At 69.7% G+C, this 17,141-nt stretch carries 18 protein-coding genes and 1 riboswitch; of the genes, 7 read left to right on the top strand and 11 right to left on the bottom strand.

Translation table 11 applies throughout. The annotated features are described in order from the left end of the window. Positions 1-35 precede the first annotated feature (35 nt). Positions 36-500, bottom strand: coding sequence for a MarR family transcriptional regulator (locus tag AB0A61_RS00440; RefSeq protein WP_361283750.1), 465 nt, complete (start codon positions 498-500; stop codon positions 36-38). A 140-nt stretch (positions 501-640) separates the two neighbouring features. Here AB0A61_RS00440 and AB0A61_RS00435 point away from each other — a divergent pair, with 140 nt between their 5' ends. Both AB0A61_RS00435 and AB0A61_RS00430 read left to right on the top strand, forming a co-directional pair. Further along, on the top strand, positions 641-1,849 hold the full coding sequence (locus AB0A61_RS00435; protein WP_361283747.1) for an MFS transporter: 1,209 nt from the start codon (positions 641-643) through the stop codon (positions 1,847-1,849). A gap of 115 nt (positions 1,850-1,964) precedes the next feature. Beyond that, a complete protein-coding gene (locus tag AB0A61_RS00430) occupies positions 1,965-2,387 on the top strand; it encodes a heme-binding protein (RefSeq protein ID WP_361283744.1) in 423 nt (140 codons plus the stop codon). 49 nt (positions 2,388-2,436) lie between these two features. On the opposite strand, the gene AB0A61_RS00425 is transcribed toward AB0A61_RS00430, so the two are convergent. The 6 genes from AB0A61_RS00425 to AB0A61_RS00400 all read right to left on the bottom strand — a co-directional run bounded on the left by AB0A61_RS00425 (position 2,437) and on the right by AB0A61_RS00400 (position 7,259). Beyond that, a complete protein-coding gene (locus tag AB0A61_RS00425) occupies positions 2,437-3,303 on the bottom strand; it encodes a GNAT family N-acetyltransferase (RefSeq protein WP_361283741.1) in 867 nt (288 codons plus the stop codon). Between the two features lie 158 nt (positions 3,304-3,461). Further along, positions 3,462-3,944, bottom strand: a complete 483-nt coding sequence (locus AB0A61_RS00420; RefSeq protein WP_361283738.1) for an NUDIX hydrolase — start codon at positions 3,942-3,944, stop codon at positions 3,462-3,464. Between the two features lie 88 nt (positions 3,945-4,032). After that, positions 4,033-4,938, bottom strand: a complete 906-nt coding sequence (locus tag AB0A61_RS00415; protein ID WP_361283735.1) for a LysR family transcriptional regulator — start codon at positions 4,936-4,938, stop codon at positions 4,033-4,035. Positions 4,939-5,168: 230 nt separating this feature from the next. Further along, positions 5,169-6,389: a cystathionine gamma-lyase gene (locus AB0A61_RS00410; protein ID WP_361283732.1), complete on the bottom strand. Its 1,221-nt coding sequence runs from the start codon at positions 6,387-6,389 to the stop codon at positions 5,169-5,171. After that, entirely contained in the window at positions 6,386-6,874 is a 489-nt protein-coding gene (locus tag AB0A61_RS00405; RefSeq protein WP_361283729.1) for a low molecular weight protein-tyrosine-phosphatase, read from the bottom strand. The genes AB0A61_RS00410 and AB0A61_RS00405 overlap by 4 nt, the downstream gene beginning before the upstream one ends. Positions 6,875-6,881: 7 nt before the next feature. Then, positions 6,882-7,259, bottom strand: coding sequence for a phage holin family protein (locus AB0A61_RS00400; protein WP_361283726.1), 378 nt, complete (start codon positions 7,257-7,259; stop codon positions 6,882-6,884). A 48-nt stretch (positions 7,260-7,307) separates the two neighbouring features. Between AB0A61_RS00400 and AB0A61_RS00395 the strand changes: the two genes are divergently transcribed. The 4 genes from AB0A61_RS00395 to AB0A61_RS00380 all read left to right on the top strand — a co-directional run bounded on the left by AB0A61_RS00395 (position 7,308) and on the right by AB0A61_RS00380 (position 9,637). Next, positions 7,308-7,625, top strand: coding sequence for a cupin domain-containing protein (locus AB0A61_RS00395; protein WP_361283724.1), 318 nt, complete (start codon positions 7,308-7,310; stop codon positions 7,623-7,625). A gap of 182 nt (positions 7,626-7,807) precedes the next feature. After that, on the top strand, positions 7,808-8,020 hold the full coding sequence (locus AB0A61_RS00390) for a DUF5326 family protein (RefSeq protein WP_361283721.1): 213 nt from the start codon (positions 7,808-7,810) through the stop codon (positions 8,018-8,020). A gap of 295 nt (positions 8,021-8,315) precedes the next feature. Beyond that, complete coding sequence (locus AB0A61_RS00385; protein WP_361284949.1) at positions 8,316-9,101, top strand: helix-turn-helix domain-containing protein; 786 nt, start codon at positions 8,316-8,318, stop codon at positions 9,099-9,101. A gap of 98 nt (positions 9,102-9,199) precedes the next feature. Next, positions 9,200-9,637 carry an SsgA family sporulation/cell division regulator gene (locus AB0A61_RS00380; protein WP_361284946.1) on the top strand — a complete coding sequence of 146 codons (438 nt, stop codon included), beginning with the start codon at positions 9,200-9,202 and terminating at the stop codon, positions 9,635-9,637. A 157-nt stretch (positions 9,638-9,794) separates the two neighbouring features. On the opposite strand, the gene AB0A61_RS00375 is transcribed toward AB0A61_RS00380, so the two are convergent. Then, positions 9,795-11,396: a YibE/F family protein gene (locus tag AB0A61_RS00375; protein ID WP_361283718.1), complete on the bottom strand. Its 1,602-nt coding sequence runs from the start codon at positions 11,394-11,396 to the stop codon at positions 9,795-9,797. A 71-nt stretch (positions 11,397-11,467) separates the two neighbouring features. Beyond that, a riboswitch (TPP riboswitch) is annotated at positions 11,468-11,644 on the top strand. Between AB0A61_RS00375 and thiC the strand changes: the two genes are divergently transcribed. After that, the gene (gene thiC, locus AB0A61_RS00370; protein ID WP_361283715.1) at positions 11,637-13,439 is read left to right on the top strand and encodes a phosphomethylpyrimidine synthase ThiC; all 1,803 of its coding nucleotides are present in this window, start codon (positions 11,637-11,639) and stop codon (positions 13,437-13,439) included. It overlaps the preceding riboswitch by 8 nt. 181 nt (positions 13,440-13,620) lie before the next feature. Here thiC and AB0A61_RS00365 read toward each other — a convergent pair whose 3' ends face one another. From AB0A61_RS00365 to AB0A61_RS00355, 3 genes are all read right to left on the bottom strand, one after another. Further along, the gene (locus AB0A61_RS00365) at positions 13,621-14,484 is read right to left on the bottom strand and encodes a hypothetical protein (protein WP_361283712.1); all 864 of its coding nucleotides are present in this window, start codon (positions 14,482-14,484) and stop codon (positions 13,621-13,623) included. A gap of 182 nt (positions 14,485-14,666) precedes the next feature. Beyond that, positions 14,667-15,758, bottom strand: coding sequence for a metallophosphoesterase (locus tag AB0A61_RS00360; protein ID WP_361283709.1), 1,092 nt, complete (start codon positions 15,756-15,758; stop codon positions 14,667-14,669). A 182-nt stretch (positions 15,759-15,940) separates the two neighbouring features. Beyond that, entirely contained in the window at positions 15,941-17,053 is a 1,113-nt protein-coding gene (locus tag AB0A61_RS00355) for a LacI family DNA-binding transcriptional regulator (protein WP_361283706.1), read from the bottom strand. Between the last annotated feature and the right edge of the window lie 88 nt (positions 17,054-17,141).

Genomic DNA, 17,141 nt, shown 5'->3' with positions numbered 1-17,141 from the left:
CGCACCCTATGCGGCGGCAGCCGGGGTCGGCAGGGCTACGCGGACAGCGGTGCGTGGAGCGACTCCACCGCCCGCACCAGCGGTGCCAGTTCCGGGTTCTTCGCCGCCGCGTCGAGTGCCTCACGCAGAGCGGCGTCATTGGTCGGCCGAGCTTCCTCCAGGAGCTTCAGGCCCGCCTCGGTGACATTGGTGTAGATGCCCCGGCGGTCGGTGGGACACAGGTAGCGCTCGAGCAGCCCGCGGTCCTCCAGCCGGGTGACCAGCCGCGTGGTGGCGCTCTGACTGAGGACGACCGCGTCGGCGACCTGCTTCATCTGCAGATGACCTCCCTCGCCGTCGTGCTGCCGGCTGAGCACGTCGAGCAGGGAGTACTCGCGCACGCTCAGGTCGTGCCCGGCCTGCAGGGCGCGCTCGATGTGGGCCTCGATCCTGCCGTGCAGCAGAGCAAGGGCGGACCAGCCCTGGGCCAGGGCGGTGAGCGCTGGGTCCGTCGCTGTCATTGGCGTTTCCTCCGTCCCGGAGCGGCTGAATCCAGGATAGGGCAGCGTCGCAATAGCCTGCGTTTGCAGTTATACCGCGTCTGCAACTATTGTGGACGCACGCAAAGCGCACCTGCAATCTTCTGGGAAGGTGTACCCCCATGCCTCTCGCGCTTCTGGCCCTCGCGATCGGGGCCTTCGGGATCGGAACGACCGAATTCGTGATCATGGGCTTGCTGCCCGACGTCGGGAGCGACTTCGGGGTCTCCATCCCCACGGCCGGTCTCCTCGTGACCGGCTACGCGCTGGGCGTCATGTTCGGCGCGCCCCTGATGACCGCGCTCGGCAGCAGGATGTCCCGCAAGCGGATGCTGATGCTGCTGATGGCGCTGTTCGTCGTCGGAAACCTGGTGTCCGCACTCGCCCCCGCCTTCGCGGTGATGCTGATCGGCCGGGTGGTCGCCTCGCTCGCTCACGGGGCCTTCTTCGGCATTGGCTCGGTGGTCGCCGCCGGCCTGGTCGGCCCGGACAAGAAAGCCGGTGCCATAGCGATGATGTTCACAGGCCTGACCGTCGCCAACGTCGTCGGTGTCCCGCTCGGCACCCTGATCGGACAGTGGGCCGGCTGGCGCGTCACGTTCGGCATCGTCGCCGCCCTGGGCGTCGTCGGCCTGGTCGGCATCGCCCGGCTCGTCCCGGAGATGCCCAGGCCCCAGGGTGTCCACCTGCGCCACGAACTGGCCGCCTTCAAGAACGCTCAGGTCCTGCTCGCCATGGCGATGACCGTCCTCGGCTTCGGCGGTGTCTTCGCGGCCATCACCTACATCGCGCCGATGACGACCCACGTCACCGGCTTCGCCGACGGCTCCGTCACCTGGCTGCTGGTTCTCTTCGGCCTCGGCATGGTCGCGGGCAACCTCGTCGGTGGCAGGTTCGCCGACCGGGCGCTCATGCCCATGCTGTACGTCTCGCTGGGCCTCCTGGCCGTGGTCCTCGCACTCTTCACGGTCACCGCGCACAGCAAGGTGCTCGCGGCCGTCACGATCCTCCTGATCGGCGCCCTGGGCTTCGCCACCGTTCCACCGCTGCAAAAGCGCGTCCTCGACCAGGCACACGGCGCGCCGACGCTGGCCTCGGCCGTGAACATCGGCGCCTTCAACCTCGGCAACGCGCTGTCGGCCTGGCTCGGCGGTCTCGTCATCGCAGCGGGCTACGGCTACACCGCGCCCAACTGGGTCGGTGCCGTCCTCGCCGCGAGCGCCCTGGTCCTCGCCGTGGTCTCGGCCGCCCTGGAACGCCGGGCCGCCGCGCCCAGCACGGTCGTCGCCGGCGCCGCTGCGGCCGAACGGCCGGCCACCGTCCACCAGTGACCAAAGCCGGACCGGGCGCGGGGCCGAGGCCATCCCCGCGCCCGTCGGCTCGCCGCTTCCTCATGGCAATACCACCCCGCCACCCCGTCATGGCGACACCACAAGGAGAAACCCCATGAGCACGACCACCGCAGTCACCCCGCTGACCACCCAGGACGCCGAGCTCCTCATCACCGCCGCTCGTCGCGCCGCCGAGGCCTCCGGAGTCACGGTCAGCGTCACCGTGCTGGACGCCGGCGGCCACCTGCTCGCCTTCCGGCGCGACGACCGAGCCGTCCTGATCTCCGGGGAGACCAGCACCCGCAAGGCCTACACGGCCCTTCAGCTGGACACGCCCACGGCCGACCTCGTCGACGCCGTACAGCCGGGCGGCCCGTTCCACACGCTGCCCACCGCGCTCGACCGGCCGCTGCTGTTCATCGCGGGTGGTGTGCCCGTGCACCGTGGCGGTCGACTCATCGGCGCGATCGGCGTGGGCGGGGGCGCGCCGGAGCAGGACCACGCCTTCGCGGCCGCCGCTGTGGCAGCACTTGCCTGACACGGTGCTCGTGGCACGACCCTCAGCGACAGCAACGGCCGGGGCCGGCTCAGCCCGCCGCTACGGTCAGCGGAGCGAACCGGCGGGTCCAGTCGCCGGGCAGCTCGCCGATCCCGTACGTCATCACGTCGTTGAAGGCGACGGACTCAAGCCCGTGCTCCTTCACCCAGGCCAGCAGCTCCTCGTGGCGTACGTCGATGTCCGTGCGCAGCGGACGGCCGGTGTGGACGGCGAGCGAGGCAACGAGGGCCTTCGCCGTCTCGGTGTCCCGGGCGATCAGCGGGCCCACGACATGGGTGTCCATGTTGGGCCAGGCCGCCGCATAGCCGGTGATCCGGCCGCCGTCCTCGGCGACGCGCAGTTGTTCGGCGAACGCGGGCAGCCGGGTGATGAGAGGGGTGCGGTCGGTGCCGAACACCTCCTCGTCGAGGCGGATGATTCCGCCGAGGTCGTCGGCGGTGGCCGCACGCGTGTGAACATGTGGCTGCGGACCAGCAGGCGTGAAGCGGCCGCGCACCATCTGCGCCCGGCCGGTGACCTTGAAGCCGATTTCCTCGTAGAGCGGGCGGCCGTAGGGCGTCGCGTGCAGCGTCAGTGGTGTAGTGCCCATCATCGAGACGATGTGGTGCATCAACCGGCGTCCGACGCCTCGACGGGCGTGCCGCTCGGCGACGAGGACCATACCGATGGCGCCCAGGTCCGGACGGCCGTGCGGTCCGTACTCGGTGACGACGCATGCGGCGACGAGACCGCCGTCCGGATCGTCGATTCCGTATCCCGTCCCGGCCGTGAGGAGGAAGCCCCATTTGTGCTCCTCGCGCGGCCACCCCCGGTTCTCGGACAAGTCGGCGCAGGCGGTGAGATCGCGAAGCGTCAGACGGCGGATGGGCAGAGCGGCGGGCGAAGGAGTCGACACGCAGGTCAGGCTGTCCGACGGGTGCCCCCGGCGTCCACCTCTTTCGGAGGAGACGTACGTGGTTTTGGCCATGCCGTGGCCTTCGCCACAGTGCCTGGGCAGGTGGCGCCGTTTCACGTGAAACATTCCGGGCGGGCCCTGCCCGGTGCCCTCCGGCGTCAGCCCAGGTCAGGAGCGTGCATGGCCCGCACGCCCTCGATGTTTCCGTCCAGATAGTGCCGCAGCGACAAGGGGACGAGGTGGACGGAGGCGATGCCGACCCGGGTGAACGGCACCCGGACGATCTCGTACTCACCGGCGGGGGCGTCCACCTCGGGACCATGCCGGAGCGAGGTGTCCATGGACTCCAGATGGCAGACGAAGAAGTGCTGCACCTTGACGCCGGTCGCGCCGCCGTCCTCGGCGATGTGTTCCACGGTGTCCACGAAGCAGGGCACCACGTCAGTGATCTTGGCGCCGAGCTCCTCGTACACCTCGCGGTGCAGGGCGTCGACGACGGTCGTGTCCTCCGGCTCGACCCCACCACCGGGAGTGACCCAGTAGGGATCGACACCGGGCTTGGTGCGCTTGATCAGTATCAGGTCGTCACCATCGAGGAGAACGGCACGGGCGGTGCGCTTGACCACGGGTCGGACGGTCATGGGAAGAATGTGGCCCGGCAGGTTCCACGTGAAACATCGCGAAATGTCACCGGGTGAGCTCACCGGGTGACAGCCTTTCCGGCCGGGCTCAGCACCAGTCCGCGGCCGCCCGCAACAGCCACTCGTGGGCCCGGGCGATGTGCGGCATCGCCAAGGTGCCCGTGCGGGTCACCAGGAAGTACGTCCGCAACGGCGGTACCGCCGGTTCGTGCAGCGCCACGACGTCATGGCGCTTCAGAGCGGCGGCGCACAGATAGCGGGGCAACACCGCGAGCCCGGCGCCCGCGGCCGCACAGGCGAGGACCGCACGCAGGTCGGGAACGATCACGGTGCCCGAGGCGGTCGGCCGGGAGTCGAAGACCGAGGCCCAGTAGCGGGAGACGAGGGGCAGCGACTCGTGGACCTCGACCACGGGAACGCGGTCCAGGACGTGTGCGTTCTCGCGGTTCAGCTTCACCGAACCGATTTCCTCGGCCCAGTGCGGGGCGGCGACAAGGACGTGCTCCTCGTCGCACAGCGCAGTCGCCGTGAGCAGTGCGCCGCGTGGCCGTGCGGTGCTGATGGCAAGGTCGTGGTGTCCGGCGGACAGCCCCTCCAGGGTCTCCTCGGCGGTCCCGAAGGAGGCGCGTAACGCAAAGCCCTGTCCGTGGTCGCCGGCCGGCTCGGTCAGCGCGGGCAGCGCCCGCTCGGCGGTGAACTCCGGTGGTCCGGCCAGGTGCAGGGTGCGTAAGGAGGACTCGTCGTCCAGGCCCGACTCGGTGATCTCCACCAGGGCGTCCAGATGCGGTGCCGCTTTGTGGGCGAGTTCGTCGCCGATCGTCGTCGGGGTCACCCCGCGGGCCTGCCGCAGGAAGAGCGGGCGGCCCAGCTGCCGCTCCAGTGTGCGGATCTGCGAGGTGACGGCCGGCTGGGAGAGTCCGAGCAAGGCAGCGGCCCGGGTGAAGGAGCCCGCTCGGTGCACGGTCACGAACGTACGCAGCAACGCCAGATCCAAGGCGCGCCCTCCCCTCTTGCCGCCCTCTTTCCCGGCCCCCCGACCGCGCTCAACTATAAATATGTCGATAGGTCTCTGTCGCTACTGTGATTGGACACTGACACAGAGTCAACTAGCCTTGGTCGCGCGGTTCTTCGCGCGCGGAACCGAGGGCGGTCCGAGCCACGAGGGGGGAGGCTCGGACCGTCCGTTGTGCGTAGCCGGGCACCGAGCGAGGACCGGGAGATCGGTCAGCCGGCCGACTCCTCCAGCGCCCGCAGCACGTCCGCCACCAGGTCCTCGGTTTCCTCGGCGCCGACGGACAGCCGGATGAACCCCTCCTGAACCGCGTCCCCGCCCCAGCGCCCGCGCCGCTCGGCCGTGGAGCGCACCCCGCCGAAGCTGGTCGCGTCGTCCACGAGCCGCAGCGCGTCGAGGAAACGTTCGGCGCGGGTGCGCGTGGGCAGCGTGAAGGACACCACGCACCCGTAGCGCCGCATCTGCTGGGCGGCGATCTTGTGCGAGGGGTCGTCGGGCAGTCCGGGATATCGCAGCCCGGTCACCTCGGGGCGCCCGCGCAGCGCCTCGGCGAGCGCGAGAGCGGAGGTGTTCTGCCGGTCGACGCGCAGTTGCAGGGTGGCGATCGAACGATGCGCGAGCCAGGCCTCCATCGGCCCGGGGATCGCGCCGACGATCTTGCGCCAGCGGCGGACGGCAGTCATGGACTCGGCGTCGCGGCCGGTGACGTACCCCAGCAGGATGTCGCCGTGCCCGGTGAGCTGCTTGGTGCCGCTGGCCACCGAGAAGTCGGCACCGAGCTCCAGCGGACGCTGCCCGAGTGGCGTCGCGAGCGTGTTGTCGACGGCGACCAGGGCGCCACGCGCGTGTGCCGCCTCGGCCAGCCGCCGGATGTCGCAGACGTCGAGCCCGGGGTTCGACGGGGACTCGATCCACAGCAGCCGTGCATCGTCCAGCACGTCGAGCTGGGCGTCACCTCCGGTCGGCGCGGTGCGCACCTCGATGCCGTACGCCTCCAGCTGGGTGCGGAGCAGGGGCAGCGCCTGGTAGCCGTCGCTGGGCAGCACCACCGCGTCCCCGGCGCGTAGCTGTGAGAAGAGCACCGATGAGATGGCGGCCATCCCCGAGGCGAACACCAAGGTCTCGATGCCGTCCCGCCCGGGCGCCTCCAGCTCGCCGATCGCACGCTCCAGCAGCGTCCAGGTCGGATTCTCGTCACGGCCGTAGGTGTACGGACCCGTCGGGTCGCCCGGCAGATGGAAGTGGGCGGCGAACACCGGTCCCGGCAGGGTCGGTTCGTGCTTGACCGGCTCGGGCAGTCCCGCGCGCACCGCGCGCGTTCCGTCGCCGTCGCCGTCACGCGGAGCAACGGGATCGACGGGACCGACGGGGCCGGCGGGAAGACCGGTCTCCTTCCTCACACCGCCATCGCGGTGCCCAGCGGAATCGTTCATGCCGCTTGTCCCTCCACGTGCTCTCGTACCGCGGCGAGCAGGCCGGAGCTCGCCGCCTCCACCATCTCAAGGCACTCCTCGAAGCCGTCCATGCCCCCGTAGTAGGGGTCAGGTACGTCGAGATCGTCCGCGGCCGGGTCGTAGGAGCGCAGCAGCCGCACCTTGGCCGCGTCCTTCTCGTTGGCCGCGAGGCGGCGCAGCGCCTTGAGGTGGCCGGAGTCCAGCGCGATCACCAGGTCCAGGCGGGCGAACCAGGACTGCTGGAACTGCCGGGCCGTGTGGTCGCCGGCGTAGCCGTTCTCCTCGAGGACGGCGACGGTGCGCGGATCGGCGCCCTCGCCCTCGTGCCAGCCGTCCGTTCCGGCGCTGTCGATCTCGATCAGGCCGTCGAGCCCGGCCTCCTTCGCACGCGTGCGGAAGACGGACTCGGCCATCGGGGATCGGCAGATGTTGCCGGTGCAGACGAAGCAGACGCGGTAGGTCATCGGGGCCTCAGTCCTCGTCCGGCAGCACGAGGTGCAGCGCCCAGGAGACGACCGAGATGATCAGGCCGCCGACGACCGCGGTCCAGAAGCCCTCGACATGGAAACTGAGGTGGAGCTTTCCGCACACCCACGAGGTCAGCAGCAGCATCAGGGCGTTGACCACCAGGGTGATCAGGCCGAGCGTCAGGATGAACAGCGGGAGGGTCAGCACCTTCACGATCGGCTTGACCAGGAAGTTCACCAGGCCGAAGACCAGGGCCACGGCGATCAGCGTGCCGGCCTTCTTGGCGGTGTTGTCCCCGGTCAGGGTGATCTTGTCGAGCAGCCACACGGCGACCGCCAGGGCGCCTGCGTTGGCGATCGTCTTGACTACGAAATTCTTCATGTGTCTGATCGTGGCAGACGAGATCGGTGACGAGCGTGGGCGAGGACGATGAAAGCATTCCGGCTGGACGAACTGGAGGCGGAGCGAGCCGCCAACGAGGGCGCCTACCTTCAGTTCCTGCGGGAGCGGAACATGTCGGTCGGTCTGTACGCGCTCAACGCGGGCGAGCACGATCCGCAGAAGCCCCACCGCCAGGACGAGGTGTACGTCGTCGTCAGCGGGCGCGCATCGATCACGGTCGGCATGGAGACCACCGAGGTCGCACGCGGCAGTGTGGTGTACGTGCCGGCCGGGGTCGCCCACAAGTTCCATCACATCAGCGAGGATCTGCGGGTCCTGGTGGTGTTCTCTCCACCGGAAGCCTGAGGCGCCGTCTCGGGGTTCCCTAGGGGAACGGTCAGGGGAGGACAAGGGATGCGAGAGCCCCGCCGAGCCCTTCCCGGCCCTAGCATCGAGTGCAGGACATCGAAAGGGACCCGGCTCTTGGGAGTGCGGGACGCCGACAGGACCCGGCACCGGCAACGGGCGGAGAGGTAAGGACGAGAGCAATGGGAGAGATCTTCGCGGGTCTGCCGTGGTGGGTGAAGTGGATCGCCGTACCGGTCATCGCCCTGGTCGTCTTCGGTGGCGTGATAGCGACCGTGGTCGGCTTCGTGATCGGTCTGCTGTTCAAGGTGCTGGTCTTCGTGGCCCTGGTCGGCGGACTGATCTACGTCGTGCGGAAGTTCATGTCGAGCTCGTCGTCGCGCAGCGACTGGTGAGCAGCCAGGGACGCCGGTGACTCGGTAACAGGAATCACCGGTTCCCTCGCGGGAGGGAAGTTTGCCCAACCGGCCGCCTGCGAGCGGTGGCAGGCGGATAAGGTCCGGGAATCGACGCGGGGGCCGGCCCCCGCGGGCGGCGTACACCCCCACCCGTGTTCTTTCGCACGGGCTGCCCCTCGCGCTTCGGGAGTAACCCTTGGCCACGGTTGACACCGCACCCGCCCAACGGCAGGCGCCCGCCCCCCGGGCACCCTCCGCCGGGCTTCCCGCCCAGCCGCGCTCCGCGGCCCGTGTGGAGCAACCGCACCCCGCCGTTCCCGAGCAACAGCAATCCCAGACCCTCATCGGATCGGTGCAGCGGGCGATGCGCCTGCTGGAAACGGTCGCCCGGCACGAGCACGGAGCGCCCGCCAAGCAACTGGCCCGCGAGACCGGGCTCGCGCTGCCCACCGCCTACCACCTGCTGCGCACCCTCGTGCACGAGGGCTATCTGTACCGCGACAAGGGCCTGTTCTTCCTCGGCGAGGCGGCCGAGCGACTGAGTAGTAGCGCGGCACAGCAGAAACGTCGCAGCACGATCGTCGACGCGCTCGCCCAGTGGCGGGATTCGATCGGTGCCCCGGTGTACTACGCGATGTACCGCGACGGGGAGATCGAGGTCATGTGCGTCTCCGACGCTCCGGCCAATCCGGCGGTCGAGGAGTGGGCCGACTTCCGTGAGACCGGACACGCGCACGCGATCGGCCAGTGTCTGCTGTCCCAGCTGGACCAGGACGCCCGGCGCGACCACCTCGACCGCTACCCGGTGCAGTCCCTCACCCCCAACACCGTGCGTGATGATCACGCCCTGCTCAGGCGCCTGGAGCGGCTGCGGCGGATGGAGCCCGTTACCGAGCGTCAGGAATACGCCCTCGGCACGGTGTGCGCGGCGATTCCCATCACGGTGGGCGCCACGGCCGCGACGATGGCCCTGTCGCTTCCCGCGCACCAGGCGGACCGGCTGCTTCCCGCCGCACGGCAGCTGCAGAGCGAGGTGGGACGGCGTCTGGGGTCCCTCGCGCTCTCTATCAGTATGTGAAAACTCACTCCTTGTGATCTGTCGTGCACGTTCAGCAAGATGCCACCATTGTCATGAGGATGATTCCCGGCCAGTCGACGGCAGATGACGGGGTAGCGATGCGCGAGTCCGTACAGGCAGAGGTCATGATGAGCTTTCTCGTGTCCGAGGAGCTCTCCTTCCGCATCCCGGTGGAGCTGCGGTACGAGACCTGTGATCCCTATGCCGTGCGGCTGACCTTCCATTTGCCCGGAGACGCACCGGTGACCTGGGCCTTCGGGCGGGAGCTGCTCATCGACGGCGTGGGCACGCCGTGCGGGGACGGAGATGTGCGGATCTCACCCACCGAGACCGACTCGCTGAGCGAGGTTCTGATCCGGCTTCAGGTCGGCTGCGACCAGGCGCTGTTCCGCTCCTCGACCGCGCCGCTCGTGGCGTTCCTCGACCGTACGGACAAGCTGGTGCCCCTGGGGCAGGAGGGCGCGCTGGCCGACTTCGACGCCCATCTCGACGAGGCACTGGACCGCATCCTGGCCGAGGAGCAGAGCGCGGGCTGAACCGCTGCGGCAACGGCCGGGTGCGTGTGGTGGCGTAACGCTTCCTCGCGCCGGGACGGAGTGCACGGTAAGGCGACGGTCGGCGCCAGGCATATGCAGGAACGCTTCACCGCCCTCCTCGCCGCACGCAGGGCAGCGGTATGGGACCGGGACCGTGCTACCGCTTACGGCGTCGGCCCCTCCCGCCGCGCACCGCAGGCGCCTGGGCGGCTGCCGTGGCCGTCGCCTCCCGGCCCGGGCGGTCGGCCGAGACCACAAGGGCCGCCAGCAGCGTGGTGACCGGGACGGAGGCGACCAGGCCGATCGAGCCGACCAGCGTGCGCACGATCTCCTCGGCGACCAGCTCGCTGTTGGCGACCGTGCCCACACCGCTCTGCGCGATGGAGAAGAGCAGAAGCAGCGGCAGTGCGGCTCCGGCGTAGGCGAGGACGAGGGTGTTGACGACGGAGGCGATGTGGTCGCGGCCGATGCGGATGCCTGCCCGGTACAGCCCGCGCCAGCCCATCGTCGGGTTGGCGTCATGCAGCTCCCAGACGGCCGATGTCTGGGTGACCGTGACGTCGTCGAGGACGCCGAGGGAGCCGATGATGACGCCGGCCAGCAGCAGACCGCTCATGTCGATCTTCGGATACAGGCCGTGGATCAGGCCGGTGCTGTCGTCCGTGTTGCCGGTGAGGGCGGCCCAGCCGATGAACTGCGAACCGAGGATGCCGATCAGCGAGAGCGAGATCAGCGTGCCGAGTACCGCCACCGAGGTACGGGCCGACAGGCCGTGGCACATGTACAGGGCGATCAGCATGATGGCGCTCGATCCGACCACCGCCACGAGCAGTGGGTTCGAGCCCTGTAGGACCGCCGGCAGGATGAACAGGTTCAGCACCAGGAAGCTGATGGCCAGCGCGACCAGCGCCATCACGCCGCGCAGCCGCCCGACGACCACGACGGCGAGTGCGAAGATGCCGGCCAGCAACGCCATGGGGAAGCGGCGGTTGACGTCGGCGACCGAGTACTGCAGGTCCTTCGGCGCGGAGGGCTCGTAGGCGACCACGACCTTTTCACCCTGGTGCAACTGCCGTGGCTGGTCCGGCTGCACGATCTCGGTGAACGTACGGCCCTTGTTGTTGCCGGTGTCGACCCGGACCGTGGCCTTCTTGCAGGTACCGGACGCCTGCGCCTGCGCGGAGGAGCCCTCGGCGGTGGAGGTGTCTCCCGTCGGGGTCTCGCCCGAGGCGTTCACCGACTTGCAGCTCACCTCGATCACCGCGGTGACCGTGGCCTGCTGGGTCTGCCGGTCGAAGCCGACACCGGTGCGCTCGTGTGCGGGGGCGCCGCCGGGCCAGAGCACCGCGAGGCCGACGACCACGGCGCCGGCGAACGGGATCAGGACCGCCGCGATGACCTTGCGCAGGTGCTTGGAGACGGGAGTCGCGGGCCCGTGGCTGTGGCTGTGCGACTGGCCGTGGCCGCCGCCGGCTCCCGGACCGTGCCCGTGCCCGTGCCCGTGCCCGTGCCGACCGCCGATCTCGGGGTCGTGCCCGTGGAGTTCACCGGATTCGGGGCCGTGGTCGTGCGCGTCCGCGGTGCGTGGGGCGGGTGTCTCCCATGCTCCGGGTCCATGACGATGCTCGTTCCCGGGTCCTGCGCCGGGCCCGTCGGCCGAACCGTGCCCGGTACCTGGGCCGCGCCCGGCTTCAGCCCCGGGGCCGCGTCCGCGCCGTGGTTCGGGCGGCGGATAGGGGGACTGCTGTGTCGTGGTCACCGCCCGATCATCGCAAGAACAGCACAGGCCCACTGTTCATCGCGACACATATCACGCTAGCGTGGAGACACCTTTGCACACGCGGGAGCTCGGAGCACCGGGCTGAGAGGGCGCTGACCTCCGTCTTCGCGATGTTTCACGTGGAACGAGCGATGTTTCACAGGAACGTCTGCAGACGGGATCCGCTGCGTCGACCGCCGAACCTGTTACCGGGTAATGCCGGCGTAGGGAGTAGGTCTCATGACCAACAAGGACACACGCACGCCTGCCTCCACGGAGATCTCCAGCGGCGGGGAGGCCGGGAAGTCCATCGGCTGGCACAAGGGGTACGTCGAGGGCTCACGGCCCGACCTGCGGGTGCCGGTCCGTCAGGTGCACCTCACCAACGGGCAGTCGGTCACGCTGTACGACACATCGGGCCCGTACACCGATCCACTTCTGGACACCGACGTCCGCAGGGGGCTGCCACCGCTACGCGAGAACTGGATCATCGCCCGCGGCGACACAGAGGAGTACGCGGGCCGTCCCGTCCAGCCGGAGGACGACGGGATCAAGCACACGTCGCCGCGTGGCGGACTGCGCAACCTCGACGCGGTGTTCCCGGGGCGGCCGCGCCAGCCGCGCCGCGGCCGCGAGGGCACTGCGGTGACGCAGCTGGCGTACGCGCGCCGGGGCGAGATCACGCCCGAGATGGAGTTCGTGGCGATCCGGGAGAACGTCTCGCCCGAGGTCGTCCGCGAGGAGATCGCGGCCGGTCGCGCGGTCCTTCCGGCCAACGTCAATCACCCGGAGATCGAGCCGATGATCATCGGCAAGCGGTTCTTGGTGAAGGTCAACGCCAACATCGGCAACTCCGCGGTGACGTCCTCCATCGAGGAGGAGGTCGAGAAGATGACCTGGGCGACCCGCTGGGGCGCCGACACGGTCATGGATCTGTCGACCGGTCGCAACATCCACACCACCCGTGAGTGGGTGCTGCGCAACTCCCCTGTTCCGATCGGTACGGTGCCGCTCTACCAGGCCCTGGAGAAGGTGGACGGCAAGGCCGAGGAACTGACTTGGGAGATCTACAAGGACACTGTCATCGAGCAGGCCGAGCAGGGCGTGGACTACATGACGGTCCACGCCGGCGTACGCCTCGCCTACGTGCCGCTGACCGCGAACCGCAAGACCGGCATCGTCTCGCGCGGCGGCTCGATCATGGCGGCCTGGTGCCTGGCGCACCACAAGGAGTCGTTCCTGTACGAGAACTTCGAGGAGCTCTGCGAGATCCTCGCGGCCTACGACGTCACCTACTCGCTGGGTGACGGCCTCCGGCCGGGCTCGATCGCCGACGCCAACGACGACGCGCAGTTCGCGGAGCTGCGCACGCTCGGGGAACTCAACGGGATCGCCAAGCGTTTCAACGTACAGACCATGATCGAGGGCCCGGGCCACGTCCCGATGCACAAGATCAAGGAGAACATCGACCTTCAGCAGGAGATCTGCGATGAAGCTCCGTTCTATACGCTCGGCCCGCTGACGACGGACGTCGCGCCGGCGTACGACCACATCACCTCCGGCATCGGTGCCGCGATGATCGCCTGGTGGGGCACGGCCATGCTCTGCTACGTCACGCCGAAGGAGCACTTGGGCCTGCCCAACCGTGACGACGTCAAGACCGGCGTCATCACCTACAAGATCGCCGCCCACGCGGCCGACCTCGCCAAGGGACACCCAGGGGCGCAGGAGTGGGACGACGCGCTGTCCGACGCCCGCTTCGAGTTCCGGTGGGAGGACCAGTTCAACCTGGCCCTCGACCCGGACACGGCACGGGAGTTCCACGACGAGACCCTTCCGGCCGAGCCGGCCAAGACCGCCCACTTCTGCTCCATGTGCGGGCCGAAGTTCTGCTCGATGAAGATCAGCCAAACGATCACTGAGCGGTTCGGTGGTGCGGTGGCCGAGGACGCCACGGCCGAGGAGATCGCCGAGGGGATGCTGCAGAAGTCGAAGGAGTTCGCGGCCGGCGGCAACCGGGTGTATCTGCCGATTGCGGACTGACACCGACGAGGGGGCAGATCATCCGGCCTGCCCCCTCACCCTCGTCGACATCCACTCACCATGAAGGGACCTGTCCCCGATGGATGTCGGTCGGGCCGGGTGGGCGGAGGCCGCTGCCCGGTGGCGTCGGCCACCTCGGGGCGGGGCCGGGTACCGGGGATGGGCGCCCCGGTGAGGACGGTCACTCCGGCTGGTGTTCCGGTCCTCCGAAGTCCGGGCTGGTGAAGTCGGGGCTGGAGAAGCTCGGACGGGTACTCGGGGCTCCGTCGTCGGGGCTGCTGAAGCCGGGGCGGTCGTAGCCGAGTTGTGGGATACGGCCGGTCGGCGTCGACGGGTCCGTACGGTGCAGTACGGCGGAGCCGGGGTCGGCGAGCGCATCGCGCAGAAACGGCAGGATGCCCCGCTCCAGCAGGGCCTCGTGCCAGGACTCCCTGGCCCGCGCGACCTCTTCGCCGAGTTCGCCGGACGGTCCGCCTTCCAGCGAGGGACGGTTGCGCAGGGCGGTGAGCAGCAGCCCTACGGCGGCGACGAGGATCGCGGCCGCGGTCACGGCGCCGAACACCCAGCCGGCCGTGAGCATGGTCTGGGCGAACGCCGGTGCCGGGTCGAGCATCTTCAGGATGTAGCCGACGAGCAGGAAGATGGCCGCGGCGGTGCCGGCGAGGACCGGGGCCAGGACGGCCACGATGGCAACAGCGCCTGCGCCGGTGGTCTCGGCGACCTCTTCCATGGTGGTGGCGAGCCCCGCCGCGGCCGTGCCCGGCTCGGCGGAACCGGCCTCGTGGACGGACGATGGGGTGGACGGCGCCGGTCGGCGCAGTTCCTCGCGAACCTTCACGTAGTGCTGGTACTCGGCCGCCGCGGCCGCCGTGATGAACGCGGTGGCGTTGAGCGCCATGGTGCGCAGTTGTTCAGGGTTGAGCCGCTGTCCCACAGCGGCCAGTTCCGGGCGGTGTGGTGCGGAGCGCAGCGCCTCATCGAGGATCCGCTCGTAATCCTGGCGGTCCTCGCTCAGCAGGTGCTGCGGAACGCTGTTCATGTGCATCCCCCGATGCTCCGTAGGGCTTGGGGCTCGCACGCCGGCGAGCCGTCGGGCAGAAACGGAGGGGAGCCTGCTACGGATAAGCCGATGGTAGAGCCGTGACGGCGTGCGGTGACAGGGGGTTTCCACAAATTGCCTGCCCGCCTGCGCCGGCCCCGCCGGGGGGAGGCGCGATGGTCGAACGGTCAGGCGTCCAGGGGCAGTCGCTGGACCAGCAGCTTTCCGGCCATGGTCACTCCGCCGTCCATGGCGATGGCGAGCCCGTCGGCGTAGACATGCGGTCCTTCCACCACGGGGCCCGCGGCTTCCTCGCCGTCCTCGGAGCCGACCTCCCCCAGCAGGTAGGGAATGGGGCTGTGGCCGTGAACGATGCGGGTGCCGCCGTACGTATCGAGCAGGGAGCGCACGGCGTCGGCGCCGCCCTCGTCGCGGAAGGAGAACCGCTTGGTGAACTTGCGGAACAGATCCCACACCTCGTCCGCGTCGTTGCGCGTGAGGGTCTCGCGGATGGTGTCGTTCACCGCCTCGATCGAGTCGCCGTAGTCGAGGTAGGCGGTCGTGTCGGAGTGCACGAGGAGGAAGCCGTCCACCTCCTCGACGGCGTCGAGGCGGGCCATCCACTGCAGGTGGTGGTCCTCGAGGCGGTCCATGTCGCTCTTCTGGCCGCCGTTGAGCAACCACGCCGCCTGGAAGGTGGCGGTGCCCGCACCCGAGTTGACGGGCGTGTCGCCGAACCGCTTGGCGCCGAGCAGCAGGAGCTCGTGGTTGCCCATGAGCGCCTTGCAGTAGCCACCGGCCGCGGCGGCCTCGGCGGACAGCCGCATCACCAGGTCGATGACGCCGATGCCGTCGGGACCGCGGTCGGTGAAGTCGCCGAGGAACCACAGCCGCGCGGTCCCGGCACACCAGCGGCCGGCGGAGTCGATCAGCCCCTTCTCCTGCAGCGCCTGGACCAGCTGGTCGAGATAGCCGTGCACGTCCCCGACGACGTACAGCGGACCGGGGCCGTTGGCCGGCTGCGGAGCCGGTACGGAGGCCGGGTCGACGGTCACCTGAACCGTGTCACCCCGGTTGATGACGGGCAGGTCGCGCTCGGTGGGCGTGTACGCGTCCGGGTAGGCCTCCTCGGCCGGCCGGACGGTCTCGGCGGGGTGCGCACCATGGGCGTACGGACCGGTCTCGTTCACGTACGCGGGCACCCGGAAGTCGCGCAGCGTTGCCGTCCGCTCCACCTCGGGTCCCTGACCGGCCCCCTGAGTCATCGACCCCTCCACCATCGCGCCGCATCTGCACCGCTTCGGACTGCCTGGTCGCAGCGGCCCGCGGTGTCGTGGGCCCATCATAGGAATGCGGATCGCGCCATGTGATGACCCAGGGGTGGTGAATCGGAGCAAGACTCCGTTTCACTGCGGCTTTCGCCCCGATTGGGCGGGTCTTCGAAAGCCGCACGGACCCTTCCCTACCGCCCCTCCGGTGTCCGTGGCGGGCTGATCGTCGTACGCGGCGGGCGCCGCTGGGACGAGGTGCGCACGATCAGCTCCGTCGGTATGACCTGCTCGACCGGTTGTTCCGACTCGAGCCCTTCGATGGCGTCGATCAGCAGCTGGACCACCGCCGTGCCGATGCGGCGCGGCTTGAGGGAGAGCGTCGTGATGGCCGGCTCGGTGCTGGCGTAGACCGTCGATTCGCTGCAGCACACGAGCAGCAGGTCGTCCGGGACGCGCAGGCCGTAGCGGCGGGCGGCGGCGAGCAGGTCGGTGCCGTTGGGGTCGAACAGTCCGTAGACGGCGTCGGGCCGGTCGGGCCGGGCGAGCAGCCGGTCGGCGGCGACGGCGCCCGCGCACGGGTCGTGGGCCGGGTAGGCCTCGTAGACCGGGTCCTGGCCGACGCGCTCGCACCAGCGCAGGTAGGCGGTCGTCGACAGGTGGGTGTAGGTGTCCGTGGTGGTGCCGGTGAGCAGACCGATGCGCCGGGCGCCGGCCTCCGCGAGGTGGTCGAGGATGCCGAGTACGGCGGCCTCGTGATCGTTGTCCACCCAGGCGGTGACCGGGAGCGAGCCCGCCGGGCGGCCGTCGCTGACGACCGGTAAGCCCTGGCGGACCAGTTCGCTGACGACCGGGTCCTGGTCGGAGGGGTCGATGACGACGGTTCCGTCCAGGGCGACGTTCGACCACACGTCGTGGCGGGAGGTCGCGGGCAGGATGACGAGCGCGTAGCCGCGGGCGAGCGCGGCCGAGGTGGCGGCGCGGGCCATCTCGGCGAAGTACGCGAACTCGGTGAAGGTGAAAGGTTCATCCCCGTACGTCGTCACGGTCAGGCCGATGAGGCCCGACTTGCCCGTACGGAGGGTACGGGCCGCGGCCGAGGGCCGGTACCCGAGCCGGTCGGCGACCTCGCGGACGTGGCGTCGGGTGGCGTCCGGGAGCCTGCCCTTGCCGTTGAGGGCGTCGGAGACGGTCGTGATGGAGACTCCGGCGGCGGCGGCCACGTCTCTGATGCCCGCCCGGCCCGGCCGGCTGCCTCGCCGTGAGGTTTCCGCGCGGCTCACCTGGTGCTTCCCTGCTGCTGTCATGGCGAGCCGATAGTAGGGCTCATGAGGTGGGGTAGGGCGGACGCATATGCACGCGTTGACAGGCACGTTTCTGCATGGTCATCGCTGG

Origin of the sequence: Streptomyces sp. NPDC046197 (genome assembly GCF_040646295.1) — a bacterium.
GTDB lineage: Bacteria > Actinomycetota > Actinomycetes > Streptomycetales > Streptomycetaceae > Streptomyces.
The sequence above is the reverse complement of the archived record's forward strand: the minus strand, read 5'-3'. Positions and strand labels throughout refer to the sequence as shown.

Excerpts from the sequence above, each read along its gene's own strand:
- AB0A61_RS00440 (WP_361283750.1), bottom strand. The coding sequence starts at position 500 with ATGACAGCGACGGACCCAGCGCTCACCGCCCTGGCCCAGGGCTGGTCC.
- AB0A61_RS00435 (WP_361283747.1), top strand. The coding sequence starts at position 641 with ATGCCTCTCGCGCTTCTGGCCCTCGCGATCGGGGCCTTCGGGATCGGA.
- AB0A61_RS00430 (WP_361283744.1), top strand. The coding sequence starts at position 1,965 with ATGAGCACGACCACCGCAGTCACCCCGCTGACCACCCAGGACGCCGAG.
- AB0A61_RS00420 (WP_361283738.1), bottom strand. The coding sequence starts at position 3,944 with ATGACCGTCCGACCCGTGGTCAAGCGCACCGCCCGTGCCGTTCTCCTC.
- AB0A61_RS00410 (WP_361283732.1), bottom strand. The coding sequence starts at position 6,389 with ATGAACGATTCCGCTGGGCACCGCGATGGCGGTGTGAGGAAGGAGACC.
- AB0A61_RS00405 (WP_361283729.1), bottom strand. The coding sequence starts at position 6,874 with ATGACCTACCGCGTCTGCTTCGTCTGCACCGGCAACATCTGCCGATCC.
- AB0A61_RS00400 (WP_361283726.1), bottom strand. The coding sequence starts at position 7,259 with ATGAAGAATTTCGTAGTCAAGACGATCGCCAACGCAGGCGCCCTGGCG.
- AB0A61_RS00395 (WP_361283724.1), top strand. The coding sequence starts at position 7,308 with ATGAAAGCATTCCGGCTGGACGAACTGGAGGCGGAGCGAGCCGCCAAC.
- AB0A61_RS00390 (WP_361283721.1), top strand. The coding sequence starts at position 7,808 with ATGGGAGAGATCTTCGCGGGTCTGCCGTGGTGGGTGAAGTGGATCGCC.
- AB0A61_RS00380 (WP_361284946.1), top strand. The coding sequence starts at position 9,200 with ATGCGCGAGTCCGTACAGGCAGAGGTCATGATGAGCTTTCTCGTGTCC.
- thiC (WP_361283715.1), top strand. The coding sequence starts at position 11,637 with ATGACCAACAAGGACACACGCACGCCTGCCTCCACGGAGATCTCCAGC.
- AB0A61_RS00365 (WP_361283712.1), bottom strand. The coding sequence starts at position 14,484 with ATGCACATGAACAGCGTTCCGCAGCACCTGCTGAGCGAGGACCGCCAG.
- AB0A61_RS00360 (WP_361283709.1), bottom strand. The coding sequence starts at position 15,758 with ATGGTGGAGGGGTCGATGACTCAGGGGGCCGGTCAGGGACCCGAGGTG.
- AB0A61_RS00355 (WP_361283706.1), bottom strand. The coding sequence starts at position 17,053 with ATGACAGCAGCAGGGAAGCACCAGGTGAGCCGCGCGGAAACCTCACGG.